The sequence below is a fragment of the Dictyobacter kobayashii genome (genome assembly GCF_003967555.1).
In the GTDB taxonomy this organism is placed as follows: Bacteria; Chloroflexota; Ktedonobacteria; order Ktedonobacterales; family Ktedonobacteraceae; genus Dictyobacter; species Dictyobacter kobayashii.
In genome coordinates this window covers 2000874-2017996 of the sequence record NZ_BIFS01000001.1, presented here as the reverse complement: position 1 = coordinate 2017996, position 17123 = coordinate 2000874, and the positions used below count along the sequence as shown (strand labels likewise).

The following is a 17123-nucleotide window of genomic DNA, read 5'->3' as shown; positions in this document are numbered from 1 at the left end:
TATGCGAGCGGATATAGGATTAAACTTCTGGCTGACCCAATGGAATTGGCAACCGTCAATTATTCTGGGGACGGCCATTATCCTTGGCCTCTATATCTATCTGGTGGGCCCACTACGCGAGAAATACCAATCAGGCGAACCTGTGAAGACCAGGCAGGCAGTGCTTTTCTTCGTGGGTGTCTATTGTATTTTTTTCGCCCTGGTGTCGCCCTTAGATGAGCTAGGGGATGCCTATCTTTTCAGCGCGCACATGGTACAACATCTGTTACTGACGATAGTTGCTCCTCCGTTGATGATCGTGGGTATGCCTGCCTGGTTACTCCAGCCGCTACTCAAAAGACGTGTAATCTACAAGGTAGGAAGGTTTCTAACCTATCCAGCAGTAGCATTTGTCATATTCAATGCCAACTTCTGGCTCTGGCACGCACCGGCCCTCTATGACGCAACGCTTTATGATCCTAGTCTACATATTCTGGAACATATGACGTATATCATCACGGGTATCATCTACTGGTGGCCGGTCTTTAGCCCGCTTTCTGAAGGATGGCCTCGCCTCTCGATGGGTGGTCAGTTACTCTATATCTTTCTAGGCGGCATGCCAACAGTCTTACTGGGAGCTGGTCTGACCTTTACAGATCCTCTTTATGAACCTTATATTCATGCGCCGCGCGCATGGGGCCTTTCGCCTGCAACAGATCAGCAGTTGGGCGGCCTGATCATGTGGATCCCTGCCAACATCGCCTACATTATTGTGGCGAGCGTGTTCTTTATTCGTTGGATGCAAGCTCAGGACGAGAAACAGCGAGTGGAGGAGGCGCGCCTTTATAGTGCGGAAGCTGAGGATGAAAGTGAGTTCGAAGAAGAGCAAGGCACTGCTGAGCGTATATCTGCTAGCGATGTGTCATTATAAAGGATTGTGGATCTGCTCTTTTTCGAGAAGAATGGCAGGGATGCTTTTGGGTAGCTCAATGAATTGATCAGCGTGCTTTCTCTCAAATAGTGGGGAGAAAGCGCTTCTCCGTTCAGGTTCTTGTAAGGTTCGATTTTGAAATTGCAAGTTTTGTGTTAGGCTCCATCGCTACACTACACCAGTACAGTGGAAAAATGTCGCCAAAACAAGACATCATCGTCCATCGTCAATCAATTGTTTAGGAGAGATTTAGACGTGAGGATGCCGGTATTTCATAGGACAAAGCGCTGGCTAGCATTGCTCGCCTTGCTGTCATTGTCCTCAATTCTATTCGCCGCCTGCGGCGAAAACTCACCCTCTATCTTGAATACCGCAGGGCCAGTGGCTGCCAGTGAGAGCGGCCTGTTCTGGTTGATCCTGGGTATTTCCATAGTGATCTTTGTCCTGGTCGAGGGCATATTGATCTTCTCCATTCTCCGCTATCGTGAGCGCCCTGGAACGCCAAACCCGTTCCAAAATCACGGTAACTTGAAGCTGGAGCTCGTTTGGACTGTTATTCCGACGCTTGTACTTTTTGTAATTCTTTTCTTTACCATCCGTGGTCTGCTTTATGTAGCTCCTGAAAATGAGCCTGCTGCGACGGCGGCCCAGCCAAGGATCGAGGTTACCGCCATCGGTCACCAGTGGTGGTGGGAATTCTATTATCCGAATTACAACGTCACAACCGCTGACACGTTGGAGGTGCCAGTCGGCACAACTGTGCACGTCAACCTGTTTTCGAACAACGTGATCCACAGTTTCTGGGTACCTGCTCTGACTGGTAAAACAGACCTGATACCTGGCCATGCCAACACCAAGTGGTTTGTGGCGGAAAAGCAGGGAACCTATACAGGTATCTGTGCCGAATATTGTGGCACCCAGCATGCGAATATGCGTTTTAACGTCAAGGTAGTCAATAATGATGACTTCAAATCCTGGATGTCGACGCAACAGCAGGCTGCATCTGCTCCAACGGATCCCCTGGCCCAGAAGGGTGCTGACCTGTTTAAAAATCAGTGTGCCTCCTGCCATGGCATCGTTGGTGTGAACCTGAAGCAGTTCTACAATACAGCTCAGGAATGTACCGATCTGCCTGGTGGTAAGCCTAATGGTTCACCACAATGTCTGATTGGGCCAAACTTGACGCACTTCGGCAGTCGCAGCCTGATTGCTGGTGGTGTGTTGGATAACAATACCGAGAACGGTAACTGTGATCCAAATAATCCAAAACTGAAGGAACAATGTAACCTGGCAAAATGGTTGAATGATCCCCAGGGGATTAAGCCCGGGAATGATATGAACATTGGTTCGCTGACCAATGAACAGATTCAACAGTTGGTTGCCTATCTGGAAGGGTTAAAATAACCTGCCTTGCCCTGTTACCCTTTGTTTAGGGCTAGACACTGGAGGATTTGCGCATGGCGACTAGCACCATCGGCGAACACACCACGACAACTACAACTACAGGTGTGCGTCGAAAGCGCTTTAGTGAAACCTATATTGGTGAGTGGATAACAACGACCGATCATAAGCAACTCGGTTTGATGTATCTAATCACCGGTTTCTTTTTCTTTGTTGTGGGCGGTATGGAGGCTCTCCTGATCCGTACACAGCTGGCGTTGCCGAATGGTAAGGTACTGGATCCTAATACTTATAACCAGATCTTTACCATGCACGGTACGACCATGATTTTCTTGTTCGTTATACCTGTGCTCTCGGGCTTTGGTAACTATGTGGTGCCGCTGATGCTTGGCGCGCGCGACATGGCTTACCCGCGTATGAATGCCTTTGGCTTCTGGCTGGTACTCTTTGGCGGTATCTTTATGCAGGCTAGCTTCCTGTTTGGTCAGGCACCAAACGGCGGTTGGTTTATGTATGCTCCGCTGAGTGAGTTGACGGCTGGTCATGCCTACCAGGCTACACCGTTGATGAATGCCGACTTCTGGCTGCTGGGCACGACCCTGCTGGGTATCTCGTCCATCGCCGGTTCGCTCAACTTTGTCGTCACTATCTTCAAGTTGCGCGCCCCTGGCATGAGCATCAACCGTATGCCATTGTTCTCATGGATGATCCTGGTGATGTCCTTCCTGCTGCTGTTCGCTCTGCCCAGCCTGACTGTGGCCAGCGTACTGTTGCTGCTGGACCGCCACCTTGGTAGCCATTTCTATCAGTATGGTAGCGGTGGTGATCCACTGCTCTGGCAGCACCTCTTCTGGTCCTTTGGACACCCAGAGGTGTATATCCTGATCTTGCCAGCTTTCGGTATTATCTCTGAGGTTCTGCCGGTCTTCTCGCGCAAACCTATCTTTGGTTATACCTTCATCGCCTGGTCTGGTGTGGCTATCGGTTTCTTGAGCTTCACCGTGTGGGCACACCACATGTTCGCTGTTGGTCTGCCTTCGATTGCTCAGGCTTTCTTTGCTACCAGCACAACCCTGATCGCTATTCCGACGGCGGTAAAAATCTTTAACTGGCTGGCGACGATCGTGGGTGGTAAGCTGCGCTTTAATGCTCCGATGCTCTTTGCGCTCGGCTTTATTGCTATGTTCTTGATCGGTGGTTTGAATGGTGCCGCTCTGGCGGTTGTGCCATTTGACTATCAGATCACTGATAGCTACTTCGTCGTGGCTCACATCCATTATGTACTCTTCGGTGGTACTGCACTGGCAGTCTTTGCGGGTATCTACTACTGGTTCCCCAAATTCACCGGCAAATTGATGGATGATCGCCTTGGCAAATGGCATTTCTGGGTCACCTTTATCGGCCTGAACCTGACCTTCTTCCCCATGCACATCATGGGTATCCTGGGCATGCCTCGCCGTGTATATACCTATCCTGGTAACCTGGGTTGGAATGACCTCAACCTGATGGCTTCCATTGGTGCTCTGATCATTGGTATTGGCGTAATCATGTTCATGATCAACATCATCAAGAGCTTGAAGGCTGGCCAGGCAGCTGGAGACGATCCATGGGATGCCTTTACTCTGGAATGGGATACCACTTCTCCTCCGAAGAAATACAACTTCCTGGAGATCCCGGTTGTTCGCAGCCGCCGTCCCTTCTATGATAAGAAGTATCCAGATGTAGCTGACTGGAAATCCGTCATTCACTAAGTATGAGTGACCTATCCACCCCGGTGGAACAAGACTAGTAGAGGTATAAGGTGTCTCAAGAACAAACAGACCGCGTAGAGCAGCCGGTGTTAGCGGAGGAGAGCGACGCTTCTGTCGCTCCTCTCGCCAGCGGCACGCCGACCCCCGACTCTGCGTCATCGGATCAAATGCAGGCGTCGCAAGAGGGGGCCACAACTACGGGGACCCAGCCCAAGAAGAATCCAACCGGTAGGAAGCGAGCCAGGGGCAAAGGGCGCCTGGTTAACGCGGAAGAGGTAATGCCGCGACCCAGTTTGTGGCCGCTAGGTATGGCTTTCTCGCTTGCCTTCGTCCTGTTTGGTGTTATTGCTGGCCCGGTTGTGCTTGGGATCGGTATTGTACTGCTTGTTGTGTCGGGTGCGGGTTGGGCTTTAGAGCGTCGATAAAAGATGGGCTCGCCCGGTGGTGAGCCTCATCTTTATAGAGTTAGGGAGTTACTTGTATGAGTGCTGCTCATGGCGAGCAGGTAAGGATTTTAGAAGAGCACGGCCAGGAAAGCGGACGCAGTCTCAACTGGTGGGGCATGGTTTTCTTCATCGGCTCAGAAGCTCTGATCTTTGCCAACCTGATCGCTGCTTTTCTCTATTTAGAGATCCGTAACAGTGGCCAGATCTGGAGACTGGAATTTAGCTGGGTTCCTTTCATTGCCAGTATTCTTCTGTTTTCCAGTAGTGGCTTTGTGCACTATGCAGGCAATGGAATTCGCAAGGGCAATCAGAGACAGTTGATTATTGGCCTGGCGGGTACGATCATTCTGGGCGTAGCCTTCTTATGTTGTCAGGGCATCGAATATACCACGTTGATTACTGGACCGGAGCATTTTACCATTTCCAGTAGCATCTTTGGTTCAGCCTTCTTTGCTTTGACTGGCTTCCATGGTTTGCACGTTACGATCGGTGCTATCTTCCTGCTTGTGTGTCTGGTCCGTGCCACACGTGGCCATTTTACCAAGCAGCAGCATTTTGCCGTGCAGGCGGCTGAAATGTACTGGCACTTCGTTGACGTGGTCTGGGTATTCGTGTTTACGCTCGTTTACCTGGTACCACTGCTGCGCTAAGCATCCTTACATTGCGCACGTAGGTGTTGGTGACCTGATATCTATTGCAGATATCAGGTCACTCTTGTTAAAGAGAGTATAGAGGTATCTTAAAACGCTTCAATTTGACTATACCCGCTTTCCATTGCTGTAGCTTCTTAATCATCGTCTCGGGTGGTAAAAATATGTTACAATTGGAAAGCAAGCTTGACCACCAAATGTACCGTTTTGTTTTGGAGCAAGAAAGGCAGTATCATGAAAGACGCAATGCACAGTGGAGAGTCTGTCGTTGTTGTTCAACACAATGATGATACGCGCAAGCGAAGGAGCCGCGCGCCTCAATACTGTTCAATCTGTACTGCACGTATCTGGTTTGATCCAATCGATCTGGTTGAACCCGAGGGTGTGCCTGAGCCCAGGCTTTCATGGGTGCTCTGTAAAGCCTGCCATCAATCTCTGCAGATCGAAATGAATCGCTCCCCTGTACGCTCTCCCCTGCGTTTGCGTATTGCGATGGGAATGGTGGCGACTGAACGTTGGCCCCATGCCTACTCTACCCGGGTGCGCGAATATATTAATGATCGGCGCCTGGTACTCTTTATCGCCATTGGCTTAATTGTGGCTATGGTTCTCCACTTGATCCTTATTGTGATGATAGCGGGCCTCAAATAACAGTCATTCTTTACCTTTGAGTACTATCCAATAGCTTAAATTTATCTATGCTAATCAGGCTGTGAAGCGCGCTGGCAGGCTCTTTTCCTCCTGTTTTGTGGAACCGTCTGCGGTTGACTCTTTTTGCTAGAATATGAGTAGCCAGGTTCTACACATCATTCACAGGCGGGAAAGGGTTGTTTTGGATGTCCTCCTTCACCGATCACAAACACGATAAAATTCCTAGCGGCTTATGGATCGCGGAAAATGCTACGACGCTGACAGAGTCAGCCGAGCGAGGCGTTGAGCCTATTCCAGCGGGTTTTAGCCGTGAATATCAGGTTCTTGCAGAAATGTGCGCGAGTATGAGTAGCGGCTTCATGCTGCTCAATCCGCGTGAACGTGTCACGTATTCAAACGAGAGCGCACTGCGCCTGTTGCGGGTTAACGGATACGATCAGGATAGCCTGCAGAGTTTTGATGTGCACAAACATTTGCTGTCCCTGGCTGCGAAGCCTCAGGAGGCCCGTGTAGAACTGGACCAGGTCTGGCAGCATGTCGATCAAGAATATTCCGCCGATCTCTCGCTGGCCGATGCGGCCGCGAACTGGCTGCGTGTCCGAAGTTTTCCTGTGCGCAACGAACAAGGAACCTTCCTGGGTCGCGGTGTCTTGCTGGAAGATGTGACCCTGGAGCGCGCGGCGGCTGATTCCCGCTCTGAAACCTTGATGATGGCCGCGCATGAATTTAAGACCCCACTGGCTATTATTAAAGGTTGTGCGACCACCTTGTTAGGTGGCTCGGCCCGCTGGGATCCAGCCATGCAGCGTGAGATGTTGCAGATGATCGATGCTCAATCAGATCGTCTGTATGACGTCTTGAACACTCTACTGGATGTCTGGCGTTTTGATACAGGCACCCAGCCGCTCCATCTCTCCCAGGTTCAATTAGCTGAACTCTTGATGCAGCTAGTAAAACGCTGGCAGAACCAGGCGCCAAGGCATCGTTTTGTACTGGATCTGCCTGAGGGGATACCCGCCGTGACCTGTGATGCCCTGCGGGTTGAACAGGTCTTAAACCACCTTTTGAATAACGCGGTCAAATATTCGCCCGCTGGCAAGATTGTGCGCCTCTCATTGGAAGCCAATGAAGAAGAGGTCCGCATCAGTGTTAGCGATGAAGGCGTTGGTATCGCTTCTGAGTACCTGGATCGCATCTTCGATCGTTTTTACCGTATCGAGCATGCCAGTAAAAGCCATTCTCAGGCTAAGGGTATCGCCTTTGGTGAGCGCTCCGCGGATACAGAGCATGTCAGTGGGAGTGGCCTGGGCCTGTCCTCGGCGCGTGCCACCATTGAGGCTCATCATGGTAAAATCTGGGCCGATTCCGCTGGTCCTGGTCAGGGGGCAACCTTCTCCTTTACCCTGCCCTTAACTTCACGGCGCGTGCTGGCCTCTCCTAGCGGCGTGTCCACGCTCGAGGAACCAGAGCTTGTCTTGCAGCAGCAACGAAAAACGCGCACCTCGTCTTTGAGCCAGGGTCGCTATATACGTGTACTACTGGCTGAGAATGATGCTCGCCTGGCACGCTATCTGCGGGCCAACCTGGAAGAGCAGCAATATCGCGTCCAGGTGGTGAGCCACGGTATTCAATTCCTGCGGCAACTGGAACTGGAAGAGCCAGATATTATCCTGCTCTCTACGCGCCTGGCCGATATGAGTGGTATCGAACTATTGCAACGGATGCGTGAATTTTCTAATGCACCTGTCATGATGCTTTGCGATGCCTGTGAGGAAGAGGAGCGCGTACAACTCTTTGATCTGGGTGGCGATGATCTGATGCTTAAGCCATTCGGGATGAAAGAATTGCTGGCGCGCGTGCGGGCCTTGCTGCGCCGCCAGGCACCGCCGGCGGAACATACCCAGAACCAGACCATCTTTACCACTGGTGAGCTCACCATTGATTATGCGCAGCACCTGGTTACGGTCAGTGGACGCACCGTTCAACTTAGCCGCACCGAATATAAGTTGCTCAGTACGCTGGCCCAGAATGTTGGTATGGTCGTGACACATGAATTGCTCCTCGAAAAGGTCTGGGGCCCCGAATATAATCGCGATATCGATTTTATCTGGGTCTATATCAGTCGGCTGCGCCGCAAGGTGGAGACCAACTCCCGGCGACCTGAATATATCCTGACAGTTCCAGACGTTGGCTACAAACTGGCAAAACTTTAACTTCAGCACATTCCAATAGTGCTGAAAGTAAGAGCAAACTAAAAATATTCAGGTCACTGTAAGGGGATAACCCTAGGTATCAAAGATATTGTAATGTGTGCCCGGTATGCTTAATAGGTAAAGCAATACAACCTGTCAGATAGACTTTGTAGCGATAGAGGTGCACATATGTCGCAAGGGCAGAAATCATCAGCCGCAACTGTACTTTTGCTGGAAGCTGACCCTTCAATGCGTCGCTTAATCAGCCTCGGTTTACGCCATCGTGGGCTAGAGGTAATCGAAGCGAATTCCCTGGCAACTATTTCTTCGACTGACCTTCAGTCTCTTGACCTGCTTATCCTGGACGTCGATGAGGGCGTTTCCTGTGATTGGACCTTGCTTCAGACTGTACAGGAGCAGCCAGAACTTTCGAGCTTACCTACGGTTGTTTTATCCTGGGACCCACCCCTTGAGGAGAAGAGTAGCTCTCTGACCACTATTGCGCAGTGTGTCTGTGTCAATAAGCCATTTGATGCACGGGCCTTGCATGATGGGGTGGATCACCTGTTATTGATGCGTACCGTTGAAAAGGGCAAGCAGCTGGCCCTGGCCGAAGCCGCCTTACTGGATGCATATCGCAAGGATAGCTCTCCTAGCATCTGGCCAGTAGTTACCGCAGCCGGTGTCTTCCTGGCTATGATCGGTTTTCTCTTCCAATTTGTACTGACGATGATCGGCCTGGTCATTATCGTGATTGGATTGTTGCTCTGGACCATTGGCTGGCATAGCAGGATTGAGGCCGCCCCTGAGATCGCTTTTAGCGTTGGTAAGTAAGGGATGAAGTCATGCAAATCTCTCATTTTCGATATTTACACATAATTAAAATTCTCGCTGATATCTAAGCTCACTAAAAGCTTATTGTTGAGACACGATTATCTTTTGCCACGCGTAATAGAACATGTCAATAGTTTAAAGCTGTTGTTAGGTAGTAAAAGGAAGGTAGAACTATGCAAACAAGTGGTAAAAAATTAGATGGATTACGTGTCGCAATTTTAGTCACGGATGATTTCGAGCAGGCCGAAATGACCGAGCCTCGCAAAGCACTTGACCAGGCTGGAGCTACGACAAAAATTATCTCCTCCAAACCCGGACAGGTACAAGGTGTGAATCATGACGAGAAAGCTGATAGCTTTCCTGTTGATATGACTTTTGATCAAGCCAATCCTGGCGACTTTGACGCCCTCTTACTTCCTGGTGGCGCTATCAACGCAGACACCATTCGTATGGAGCCCAAAGCTCGCGAGTTCGTTCAACAGATCGACAAGAGCGGTCGCCCAATGGCTGTCATCTGCCACGCTCCCTGGCTCCTGGTTTCAGCTGGAAGTGCCAAAGGGCGCACAATGACCAGCTACTACACCATCCAGGACGACCTGCGTAACGCTGGTGCCAACTGGGTAGACCAGGAAGTTGTAATTGACCATAATCTGGTCACCAGCCGCAGTCCACAAGACCTGCCGGCATTCAACTCCGCTATCGTCTCCCTCTTTGCTGAATACAAAGAGAAGGGCCTGATCGCCTCACCTACCAGTTCGCAGCGCGCCCAGGATGTCATCTCTGGCTAATAAACTAAACAAGAGTCCCGTTTAAGAAAAAATATTCCAGCGGCTACAGCCGCTGGAATATTTTTTCTTAAACGTTCAGGTCTTTGTAAGGTGATGGGAAATGCTTGCAAGTTGGCTATCAGGCTCAAGCACCATAATCAGACTGGTATTAATTATCATGTAAGAATTGGGCAATGTATGGAAATCAACGAAACTACAACTACTAAACGATCGCGTAAGCGCAGCATCGTCGTCTTTGTGGTCACCAATATACTGATTATCGGCGTGCTGGTATTGCTCTGGACCCAACTCACAACGCCGGCATCGACCGCCACCCATTCGCAGGACGATCCATCGATCGCGGGCGAAGCCTCCAGTCCCCTGGTAGGCAAGGCGGCCCCTGCCTTCGATTTACCGCTTCTCAACGGTAACGGCGAAAAAGTGAAGCTGTCAGATTATAAAGGGAAACCTGTCATCGTCAACTTCTGGGCATCCTGGTGCGATCCCTGTAACCGTGAGGCCCCATTCCTGCAAAGTTCCTGGTTGGACTTAAAGTCTAAGGGCGTAGTAATGGTGGGTATTGATGGTGGAGAGACCACCAGTTCAGGTATTAAATTCTTACAGAAATATGGAGTTACTTACACCAATATAGCCGACAATGTCGGTGGTGATACCAGCATCTCTTATGGTGTAACCAACATGCCAGAAACCTTCTTTATTGATCGCAATGGCAACGTTGTGTCGCGTTGGATTGGTGAAATTGACTCTGCGGGTCTACAAAAAGAACTGGCAAAACTTCAGGTGAATTGAGGCCACAATCAGCATGTGGGAGATACGGTGGCTTGTCCGCCTTGTGCATATTTTAGCGGCCAGCGCCTGGGTCGGCGGAAGTTTTATGTATCTGGTAGTGGTTATTCCGGCCTTACGTAGCGGAGGACCCGCACCAGCGATTGCGTCAAAGATCGCCGAGCTTTTCAAAAGTATGGTCAACATCTGTGTTGGCCTGCTGCTTTTGAGTGGAGTGTATCTAACCTTTGATCGCTTGACACAAACAAACCTGGGGCTACCATATATTATCGTATTAGCTCTAAAAATCCTGGGAGCGTTAGGACTGTTTGTGCTGGCCATGTATCTGGGTCAGAGCAATATTCGGCGCCTGGCGAAGCGCACAACGCGCCTCTCAAAAGCCGCCCCACAGCTGATGTTAGCCCTGGGCATCCTGGTATTTATACTTGGCGCGCTTCTCAATACTATCTTTGAGATGACGATCGCGCCACATTGATGGAGGTCGTATTGTGCAGCCTGCTTTAAATGCATCTAAGGACGAGCCGAAGAAGAAGAAGACACCGCCGCGCAAGCGCATCCCGTTCAGCTTCGTTCTGGCAGGAATCGCCATCCTTGGCGCTATTATTTATCTCGTCTATGCCAATACCCAGAGTAGCGCGGTCTATTATTTGACCGTGCCCGAACTACATCATTGTACTGATTGCGTGGCACGTTCCGTGCGTGTCTCAGGTATTGTGCAAAAGGATTCAATTAAACGCAACGATCAAACTGAGAGCGTCTCATTCTCGATTGCTGATAGTAATCAAACGTTGCCTGTCACCTATAGTGGTGTTGTGCCAGACATTTTCAAGCCTGGCGTTCAGGTGGTTGTAGAGGGACATTACACTGGTAGTGGCCCATTTGAGGCTCAGACCTTGCTGGCCAAGTGCCCTTCAAAGTTCCAGTCTGCAACCCCCACAGCGAAATAAGGATTGACTGTGTATTTTTCAGATCTCGGCATAATCGCTATTATTCTGGCACTAGGGTTTGCTCTCTATACTATCATTGCCTCCGTTTTGGGCGCCGTGCGTTCGGCGCCACAACTGGTGGTAAGCGCGAAGCGCGGCCTGTTAACCGTAACATTTTTCCTGGTGCTGGCCTCGGTCGCCCTGGTGGTGTCGTTTCTATCCCATGATTTTGGGGTGAACTATGTTGCTCAGCACTCCAGCCTCTCGATGCCCTGGTATTTTGTAACGGCCGCGTTTTATGGAGGTCAGGAGGGCTCACTGCTCTATTGGGCCCTGGTGCTTTCCCTCTTTTCCGCCCTGTTTGTTGTGACCTCCAAACGAGCGCCTGCCGCCCTGGTGCCCTATGTCATGGCGACCTTAATGGGCATCGAAGCCTTCTTCCTCTTTATGTTGTCGACCCTTTCAAATCCCTTTGTGCGCTCCTCCATTGCGCCTAAGGATGGCGCGGGTCTGAACCCATTATTGATGGACCCTGGCATGCTGGTGCATCCTCCTATGTTGTTGATGGGATACATGAGCTTCTCGCTACCATTCGCCTTTGCGGTGGCGGCCTTGATTACTGGACAGCTCAACGCCGAGTGGTTGCGCTCAATTCGTCGTTGGATGCTGGCGGCCTGGACCCTGCAGACGGCTGGTTTGCTGCTGGGGGCCTGGTGGGCCTACCACGTACTGGGTTGGGGCGGCTATTGGAGCTGGGACCCCGTTGAGAATGCGGCCCTATTGCCCTGGTTGACGGCTACCGCTTTCCTCCATTCAACAATGGTACAGGAGCGACGCGGTATGCTGAAGGTCTGGAACCTCTTCCTCGTCATGGCCTCCTTCGCGCTCTCGATCTTTGGTACCTTTGAGGTACGTAGTGGATTGATCAGCTCGGTCCATTCTTTTGCCTACTCAGATATTGGTTCCTATTTCTTTGCTTTCCTGGCGGTTGTGTTGCTATTTTCGAGCGCGCTCTTCTTCTTCCGCCTACCCCATTTGCGGGCCGAGCAAGAGTTTGATTCGGTGGTCTCGCGTGAAGGCGTCTTCCTGCTCAATAATCTCTTGCTGGTAGGTATGACCTTCGCGATTCTGTGGGGAACACTGTTCCCTCTGCTTTCGGCTGCCTTCCAGGGACAGACGATGACGATGGGGCCTCCCTTCTATGATCAGGTAGTGGCGCCGATGACGGTCCTGTTGGTCGTGGCAATGGGCATCGGACCCTTGCTGGCCTGGCGCCGTACTTCGATGGCGGCTCTCTGGCGCAATATCAGCGTGCCGGCTATTCTGGCGGCGTTGTGCGCCGTGATACTGCCACTGGCGGGTGTGACGGATGTGTCAGCCAATATCGGGTTTACCGTCTGTATCTTTACTGCCGGGGCCGTCCTTTATGAAATCTGGCGTGGCGCTCGCGTTCGCCATCGCCACGGAGAATCTTATCCCCGGGCCGTTTATATGCTCTTCCAACGCTATCGACAGCGTTACGGTGGCTATGTGGTGCACCTTGGATTAGTCTTTTTGATTGCAGGTATTATCGGTTCGCACTATTTCCAGCAGCAGAAGGATGCGACCCTCAAGCCTGGTCAGGAGATGAGTATTGCTGGCTATCGTTTTACCTATCTGGGCAACCTGGATGAGAAAGATACTGATAAAGAGACTATTTCCGCACAGGTCCAGATCTGGCGCGATGGTAAGTTGCAGCACTATATCTATCCGGGGCGTGTGATCTATAATAGCTATCCCGATCAGCCAACCAGTATAATTGAGATCAAGACCTTTGTCGCCACAGATGTCTATGTCTATCTGGCAGATTGGCAGGGGCGGCGCAGGCTACGATTCGTGTCTTTATTAACCCATTGGTCCCATTTGTCTGGTGGGGAGGAATCCTGATGTTGCTGGGTGGTATCTTATGCTGGTGGCCGGTACGCCCGCGCGCGCAGGCTAAAGTTCGCGCAGGCAGCGAAGTGGAGACCGATGCAAGCGAGCAGAAGCCTGTAGAGGTGGCTGATGGAGGCGTGATAGCATGAGTACCCAGAAAAAAGTTGTGCGGCAGAAACATTCACTCTTATTGCTTCTGGCTGCCCTGGCCCTGGTGGCGGCTGTCTGGTCCTGGTTGTTCTTTGCCACCCCTAAACAGCAGACGGTTGATCAGCGTGTACACGACATCGCTTCCCAGCTGCGTTGTCCGGTCTGCCAGGGTGAATCTGTGGCCGACGCCCCTCTGGCTTAGCCCTTGAGATGCGTGGTATTATTCGACAACAGGTACAGGCTGGCAAATCCAATCAAGAGATCATACAATACTTTGCCAATCGTTACGGTGAAGGCAACATTGTCTGGGTACCACAGTGGCAGGGTTTTACGCTGCTAGCCTGGATCGTGCCCATTGTGTTGATGCTGGCCGGTTTCCTCTTTCTTTTCCTGGTAGTGCGGGATTGGCGTAAAGGAGCCGAGCCTGCGTTAGCCGGGCATCCTGCGTCTGGTCCACCGTCCCAGGATCAGAAGCCACTTGAACTTCAGAATGAGACAGATGCTGAACTGGAGCGCTATCGCGCACAGCTAGAACAAGAACTTGCCGCCGATGACCCGCTCTTCAGGCGGTCTACAACGGAGGCAAACTAATGGCGCTCATGATCGCAACCATACTGGGTCTGCTAGCCCTGGCTTTTGTGCTATATCCGCTCTATCGCAGCCCACTCCAGGGGAGACTGGCTCACCAGGGCGCACAGCTGGATGAGCAACCGCCAGCAGAGGCAACTGAACTGATGGAGCAAGAGCAACTGGCCCGCTCCGCTATCCAGGAGGTTGAGCTGGATTATCAGCTTGGCAATATTGAGGAGCCTGATTACCGTTCCTTGCGTGAACGCTATATGCGTCGCGCCCTGACCGCCTTGAAGTCGCGCTATGAGCGGGAGCAAGAGATAGATGATGATATTGAGCAGCAGCTACAAAAGCTAAAGGAGTCTTATGAGAAAACTGATCACGAGTAGCTTACTGCTGATCTCAATACTTGCCCTGACCATGTTCAGCTGGCAGGTTTCGCCAGCCCATGCCGCGACTGACAATGGGCAGGTCTCGGGGCAGGTATTGGATGGGACCAATAAGAACGCCCCGGTGAGTGGCCAGACGGTTATCTTACAATTAGCTCAGGGTAGTAGTACACGCGATGTTGGTTCGGCTAAGACCGATGGCCAGGGGAAATTTTCATTTAGCAAGCTGGCGACCGACCAGACAATCAGTTATGTGGCTTATACACGTTATCAGGGTGCCCAATATATTAGTAACCCTGTCAGCTTAAACCAGAAAGCGGCCCAGGTTGCCAATGTACAGGTCTATGAAGCTACTACCAGCACAAGCAATGTTGCCGTAGTCCGCTCCACGGTATTGATGAGGCAGGATGATCCCTCTAAGGGCGTGATCAACGTTTCGCAGGCTTTCTCGTTCCAGAATCTCAATAACAAGACCTATGTTGGCTCTTTGAATGCCAGCAAGGGTAAGCCCAACGCGCTGTTCTTCTCCCTACCGACCGGGGTACGCAATATCACATTGGGTAATGGCTTCGCCGGCTACCAGGTTATTCAGGTCCAGCAAGGATTCGCTACCGATGCGGCCCTGCTACCCGGCACCAACGAATTTTCCTACTCATATGATGTGCCATATACAGGTTCTACCTATTCCTTCCCATATGAGACCCAATATCCGACTGTCTCGCTCTCGTTCCTGGTTGATCCGAATTTGCACGCCAGTTCAAAGAATCTGACCTCGGCCGGAATTGTGAATGCCGACAACCGCGCCTATCATGCTTTCAGTGCTTCAGTGTTGCCAGCGCATAGCCAGGTCTCGGTGGCCCTGGAGGGACTGGCGGTCCCGGCCAGCAATGCCAGCTCGCCATCATTTAACTCTACGACGATCTGGCTGATTGTTGGCATCCTGGTGCTAGTGGCGATTGTGATCATGACCTGGTTCCTCTTGCGAGCCCAGCGTAAGCGTGTAGCCACCAATCAGCAACCGCATACAGGCAAGTCGTCGCAAAAGGCTAGCACACCCGTTACCCCTGTTCCCGACAATCCAGAACAGGCATTGTTGCAAGAATTATTGGCATTGGATAAAGAGTACGAGGCTGGCAAGATTACGAAAGAGCGCTATGACAAACAGCGTGCCAGAACAAAAGCACGCTTGCGCACGCTGCTAAGCGAGAAGGAGACCACGCGGCGATGAGCAGGGCTGGTGAACGCATTGCTACTGACCGTCCTGCTCCAGCTCATTCCGCTGTAGATGCTCCAACGGCATTGGCAATCGAAATTTCCAATCTGAAGAAGAGTTATGGCCTTAAGCCAGTGTTGCGCAATATCCAGCTGGCTTTGCCACAGGGACAAAGGATGGCCTTACTGGGCGCCAATGGCGCGGGCAAGACCACCCTCTTACGCATCCTGGCCGGACTCAGCAAAGCCGGTTCTGGTACGGTGTGCCTGAATGGATTGGATAGCCGCTATGAGTTGCAAGAGATTCGCCAGCAGATTGGTTTTGTCGCCCACCAGCCCTACCTGTATGAAGAATTGACGGTATTGGAAAATTTGTTATTCTTTGGTCAGCTCTATGGGGTTAAGCAGGCGCGCGAGCGTGCCAATGCGCTTTTACAGCGTGTAGGGATGGAGCGCCGAGCCAAAGAACGTATCCGCGTCCTCTCGCGGGGACAGGTGCAGCGTGTAGCCTGGGCGCGAGCCCTGCTACATTCACCACAGATCCTTCTGTTGGATGAGCCGGATACAGGCCTTGACCAGGATGGCAATGATCTGGTAGCAGCCTTGCTGGCTGAGCATAGCGCGCGCGGTGGTAGCATGTTGTTTACCACCCATAATTTGGAGCGAGCCCTGGCCTGGAGCGATCAGCTCGTGATCCTGGCCAGTGGGCGCGTTGTCTACCAGCATGATGCGGCCACTTTAAGTCTGGAAGAGCTACAGCAGCGTTATCGGGAGGTGGTGAAATGAAGATGGCGGGCCTCTTCTTTAGTCAGCTCTGGGCTATTTTGTGGAAAGACATTCGCTACGAGCTGCGCAGCAAGCAGACCTGGGTTGGTATGGGCATGTTTGCCCTGTTAGTCCTGGTGATCTTTAATTTCACCTTTGAATTACATGCCAGCAACGTGGCCGCAATTGCACCTGGTGCGCTCTGGGTAGCCTTTATCTTTGCCAGTTTACTGGGCCTGGGAAGGACCGTGGCGGCCGAGCGCGAGCAAGGTTTGCTGGATCGGCTGCTATTAACGCCGGTAGATCGCAAGGCCATCTACCTTGCCAAACTGCTGGGAAATTTGCTATTTATCGGAGTAGTAGAAATTGTGGCCTTGCCGGTCTTTGCCATTCTCTTTAATCTTTCGATCTGGCAGGGAACAACCTTACTGGCACTGATACCCATCGTCTTATTGGGCGCGCTGGGCATTGCTTCAGTTGGAACACTCTTTTCGGTACTGGCGGCCAATACGCAGGCGCGGGAATTACTCCTGCCCATTCTGGTCTTTCCACTGGTTGTTCCGGTGGTTATCAGTGCGGTAAAGGCGACTACGCTACTGCTCGTGCCTGGCGTCAACGAACCACCGTGGCTTAGTCTACTGATCGCTTTTGATGTGATCTTTCTCAGCGTCTCGACGCTGTTATTTCAATATGTTGTTGAAGAATAAGCAGATTGTGAGGACTCTAGACGGCGTCGTATTTCTGGTCAAGCAAACGGCCATACGACTTCTCTTGAGGGGAGTTCTTTG

General features: G+C 51.5%; 20 protein-coding genes. All 20 read left to right on the top strand.

The window, feature by feature from the left end:
- The first annotated feature begins 1 nt into the window (after position 1).
- Positions 2-910, top strand: a complete 909-nt coding sequence (locus EL645_RS08880; RefSeq protein ID WP_126549686.1) for a cytochrome c oxidase assembly protein — start codon at positions 2-4, stop codon at positions 908-910.
- Between the two features lie 261 nt (positions 911-1171).
- Positions 1172-2314 carry a cytochrome c oxidase subunit II gene (coxB, locus tag EL645_RS08875; protein WP_246035528.1) on the top strand — a complete coding sequence of 381 codons (1143 nt, stop codon included), beginning with the start codon at positions 1172-1174 and terminating at the stop codon, positions 2312-2314.
- A gap of 53 nt (positions 2315-2367) precedes the next feature.
- Positions 2368-4062, top strand: coding sequence for a cytochrome c oxidase subunit I (ctaD, locus tag EL645_RS08870; protein WP_126549684.1), 1695 nt, complete (start codon positions 2368-2370; stop codon positions 4060-4062).
- Positions 4063-4112: 50 nt separating this feature from the next.
- Positions 4113-4487: a hypothetical protein gene (locus tag EL645_RS08865; RefSeq protein ID WP_126549683.1), complete on the top strand. Its 375-nt coding sequence runs from the start codon at positions 4113-4115 to the stop codon at positions 4485-4487.
- A gap of 56 nt (positions 4488-4543) precedes the next feature.
- Positions 4544-5158: a cytochrome c oxidase subunit 3 gene (locus EL645_RS08860; protein ID WP_126549682.1), complete on the top strand. Its 615-nt coding sequence runs from the start codon at positions 4544-4546 to the stop codon at positions 5156-5158.
- A 234-nt stretch (positions 5159-5392) separates the two neighbouring features.
- Positions 5393-5809, top strand: coding sequence for a hypothetical protein (locus EL645_RS08855; RefSeq protein ID WP_126549681.1), 417 nt, complete (start codon positions 5393-5395; stop codon positions 5807-5809).
- Positions 5810-5994: 185 nt separating this feature from the next.
- The gene (locus tag EL645_RS08850) at positions 5995-8022 is read left to right on the top strand and encodes an ATP-binding response regulator (RefSeq protein ID WP_126549680.1); all 2028 of its coding nucleotides are present in this window, start codon (positions 5995-5997) and stop codon (positions 8020-8022) included.
- Positions 8023-8190: 168 nt separating this feature from the next.
- Positions 8191-8835 (top strand): response regulator transcription factor, encoded by a 645-nt coding sequence (locus tag EL645_RS08845; RefSeq protein WP_126549679.1) that lies wholly within the window; start codon positions 8191-8193, stop codon positions 8833-8835.
- Positions 8836-9008: 173 nt separating this feature from the next.
- Positions 9009-9623 carry a type 1 glutamine amidotransferase domain-containing protein gene (locus EL645_RS08840; RefSeq protein WP_126549678.1) on the top strand — a complete coding sequence of 205 codons (615 nt, stop codon included), beginning with the start codon at positions 9009-9011 and terminating at the stop codon, positions 9621-9623.
- Between the two features lie 177 nt (positions 9624-9800).
- Positions 9801-10412 (top strand): TlpA family protein disulfide reductase, encoded by a 612-nt coding sequence (locus EL645_RS08835; RefSeq protein WP_161977239.1) that lies wholly within the window; start codon positions 9801-9803, stop codon positions 10410-10412.
- Between the two features lie 13 nt (positions 10413-10425).
- Positions 10426-10884 carry a hypothetical protein gene (locus EL645_RS08830; protein ID WP_126549676.1) on the top strand — a complete coding sequence of 153 codons (459 nt, stop codon included), beginning with the start codon at positions 10426-10428 and terminating at the stop codon, positions 10882-10884.
- Positions 10885-10897: 13 nt separating this feature from the next.
- Entirely contained in the window at positions 10898-11356 is a 459-nt protein-coding gene (locus EL645_RS08825; protein WP_161977238.1) for a cytochrome c maturation protein CcmE, read from the top strand.
- Positions 11357-11365: 9 nt separating this feature from the next.
- Positions 11366-13261 (top strand): heme lyase CcmF/NrfE family subunit, encoded by a 1896-nt coding sequence (locus tag EL645_RS08820; RefSeq protein ID WP_126549674.1) that lies wholly within the window; start codon positions 11366-11368, stop codon positions 13259-13261.
- Positions 13261-13398, top strand: a complete 138-nt coding sequence (locus tag EL645_RS39180; RefSeq protein WP_161977237.1) for a hypothetical protein — start codon at positions 13261-13263, stop codon at positions 13396-13398. Before EL645_RS08820 ends, EL645_RS39180 begins: the two co-directional genes overlap by 1 nt.
- Positions 13395-13601, top strand: coding sequence for a cytochrome c-type biogenesis protein CcmH (locus EL645_RS44050; RefSeq protein WP_126549673.1), 207 nt, complete (start codon positions 13395-13397; stop codon positions 13599-13601). Before EL645_RS39180 ends, EL645_RS44050 begins: the two co-directional genes overlap by 4 nt.
- 8 nt (positions 13602-13609) lie before the next feature.
- Positions 13610-13990: a cytochrome c-type biogenesis protein gene (locus tag EL645_RS44045; protein ID WP_126549672.1), complete on the top strand. Its 381-nt coding sequence runs from the start codon at positions 13610-13612 to the stop codon at positions 13988-13990.
- Positions 13990-14358: a hypothetical protein gene (locus EL645_RS08805; RefSeq protein ID WP_136625186.1), complete on the top strand. Its 369-nt coding sequence runs from the start codon at positions 13990-13992 to the stop codon at positions 14356-14358. The genes EL645_RS44045 and EL645_RS08805 overlap by 1 nt, the downstream gene beginning before the upstream one ends.
- Positions 14336-15586, top strand: a complete 1251-nt coding sequence (locus EL645_RS08800) for a transthyretin-like family protein (RefSeq protein ID WP_126549670.1) — start codon at positions 14336-14338, stop codon at positions 15584-15586. The genes EL645_RS08805 and EL645_RS08800 overlap by 23 nt, the downstream gene beginning before the upstream one ends.
- On the top strand, positions 15583-16356 hold the full coding sequence (gene ccmA, locus EL645_RS08795; RefSeq protein WP_126549669.1) for a heme ABC exporter ATP-binding protein CcmA: 774 nt from the start codon (positions 15583-15585) through the stop codon (positions 16354-16356). Before EL645_RS08800 ends, ccmA begins: the two co-directional genes overlap by 4 nt.
- Positions 16353-17042 carry a heme exporter protein CcmB gene (locus tag EL645_RS08790; protein ID WP_218031792.1) on the top strand — a complete coding sequence of 230 codons (690 nt, stop codon included), beginning with the start codon at positions 16353-16355 and terminating at the stop codon, positions 17040-17042. The genes ccmA and EL645_RS08790 overlap by 4 nt, the downstream gene beginning before the upstream one ends.
- Positions 17043-17123 lie beyond the last annotated feature (81 nt).